Annotated in this window: 2 protein-coding genes; both read left to right on the forward strand. The window is 71.0% G+C overall.

Translation table 11 applies throughout. The features are described from left to right. On the forward strand, positions 1-429 hold a 429-nt coding region (gene pspAB, locus FNX44_RS26680; RefSeq protein WP_143651537.1), incomplete at its 5' end, for a PspA-associated protein PspAB. 90 nt (positions 430-519) lie between these two features. After that, on the forward strand, positions 520-1422 hold the full coding sequence (htpX, locus tag FNX44_RS26685; RefSeq protein WP_143651538.1) for a zinc metalloprotease HtpX: 903 nt from the start codon (positions 520-522) through the stop codon (positions 1420-1422). The last annotated feature ends 232 nt before the right edge of the window (positions 1423-1654 follow it).

Raw genomic sequence — 1654 nt, forward strand, 5'->3', positions numbered from 1 at the left:
GTGTGTTTTGCCAGCGCGGAGGGCGGGGCGTTCGACAGGGTGCGGGAGGAGGCCCGGGGGCTGCTCGGCGAGGCGGAGTTCACGCAGGACTCCTACGGCTACTCGTGGGTCGTCTGCCGGCAGTCCGAGCAGGGCGTGGCCGGGCTGGTCAACGATCTGCACGCGGTGAACACCTCCCTCCAGGACGGGGGCTTCGGGCCGCAGCTGCTCTGCTCGCTCATCGACTTCCGGGACAGCGAGGGCCGGCCGCTGGCGATCGTCTACCTGTACAAGCGCGGGACCTTCTATCCGTTCGCGCCGATCCCCGGGCAGCGTGAGAAGCGGGACAACGCGCTGGAGCTCCAGATGCGGGCGCTGCTCGCCGACGACCTGCCGGTCGAGGAGGATCTGGGGCGCTGGTTCCCGCTGTGGGACGCCCCGGGGTTGTGAGACGCGGCCGCGGGCCGGTGGCAGCGGGAACCGCCGGGGGCGCGGGGTCCGCTTCGCGCGTTACGCTCCGAAGGTGAAGGGGTGAAGCACATGGCACGAACCCGCTACGCGCCGGACCGCGGCCTCACCAGCCGCATGACGATCACGATGTTCCTCATCGGACTGCTCTACGTGGTGTTCATGGGCGTCCTGATCGCCCTGCTCGGGGACGCCTGGCCGCTGATCGTGCTGATCACCGGCGGGCTGTTCATCGCCCAGTTCTGGTTCAGCGACCGCATCGCCGCGTACAGCATGGGGGCCCGGGAGGTCACCCCCGAGCAGGCGCCGGAGCTGCACGGGGCGATCGACCGGCTCTGCGCGCTCGCGGACATGCCCAAGCCGAGGGTCGCGATCGCCGAGACCGACGTGCCGAACGCCTTCGCCACCGGGCGCAGCCAGGAGAAGGCGCTGGTGTGCGCCACGACGGGGCTGCTGCGCCGACTCGAACCGCAGGAGCTGGAGGGCGTGCTCGCCCACGAGCTGTCCCACGTCGCCCACCGCGACGTGGCGGTGATGACCTTCGCCTCCTTCCTCGGCGTGCTCGCCGGCAGCATCACCCGGATGGCCCTGTGGAGCGGGATGATGCGCGGGGGCGGGAGGAACAACAACACGGCGATTCTCGCGATCCTGATTCCGCTGGTCAGCGCGGTGGTGTACGTGATCAGCTTCCTGTTGACCAGGCTGCTGTCCCGCTACCGCGAGCTGTCCGCCGACCGGGGCGCCGCGCTGCTCACCGGCCGCCCCTCGGCGCTGTCCTCCGCGCTCACGAAGATCACCGGTCAGATGTCCCGCATCCCGACGCGGGACCTGCGCCGCGCCGAGCCGTTCAACGCGTTCTTCTTCGCGCCGGCGTTCTCCGGCGGCGCGATGAGCAAGCTGCTGTCCTCCCACCCGACGCTGGAGCAGCGCCTCGACCAGCTCGCCCGCATCTCCCGCGAACTCGGCCGCCCCTGAGCCGGACGGGACTCCGACGGACCGGGCCCTAGGGCCTGTCTGACAAATCCCGCCTTGCTCGCGACGCCTGGCACGGCACCTCGCCGCGTTGTCGGTCGTCAGCGCAGCCCGCTGCGCTTTCCTCCCTCCGCCTTGCGATGCACCGCACCAGGCGCCGCGAGCACCGCCTGACGGCGGACGACGCTATTTGTCAGACAGGCCCTAGTGGGGCTCGCGGGCGGCGGGGGTGAGG

Source organism: Streptomyces alkaliterrae (assembly GCF_007097205.2).
Lineage (GTDB): Bacteria > Actinomycetota > Actinomycetes > Streptomycetales > Streptomycetaceae > Streptomyces > Streptomyces alkaliterrae.

What these genes read in the sequence shown, in the direction of transcription:
- htpX (WP_143651538.1), top strand. Translation starts at nt 520, where the DNA reads ATGGCACGAACCCGCTACGCGCCGGACCGCGGCCTCACCAGCCGCATG.